A 316-nucleotide genomic window follows, 5' to 3' on the forward strand; every position below is an offset into this window, starting at 1 on the left:
CTGTCGCGTAAAAGAGCCTTGGCTCTTCTACCGTAAAGAAACACATACCAATTAACTATTTAAGAGGCATTGTGCTGTGAATCTTAACGCAACAATCCTCGGCCAGGCCATCGCGTTCATTTTGTTCGTATGGTTCTGCATGAAGTATGTATGGCCTCCAATTATGGATGCCATCGAGAAGCGTCAAAAAGAAATTGCTGACGGCCTCTCAAGTGCAGAACGTGCGAAGAAAGATTTGGACTTAGCTCAAGCCAATGCGACCGACCAGCTGAAAAAAGCTAAAGCCGACGCTCAGGTGATTATTGAACAAGCGAAC

At 45.6% G+C, this 316-nt stretch carries 1 protein-coding gene; it reads left to right on the forward strand.

All coding sequences use genetic code 11. The features are described from left to right. Window positions 1-76: 76 nt before the first annotated feature. On the forward strand, window positions 77-316 hold a 240-nt coding region (gene atpF / locus M992_RS14435; RefSeq protein ID WP_072165990.1), incomplete at its 3' end, for a F0F1 ATP synthase subunit B.

The organism is Moellerella wisconsensis ATCC 35017, from assembly GCF_001294465.1.
Lineage (GTDB): Bacteria > Pseudomonadota > Gammaproteobacteria > Enterobacterales > Enterobacteriaceae > Moellerella > Moellerella wisconsensis.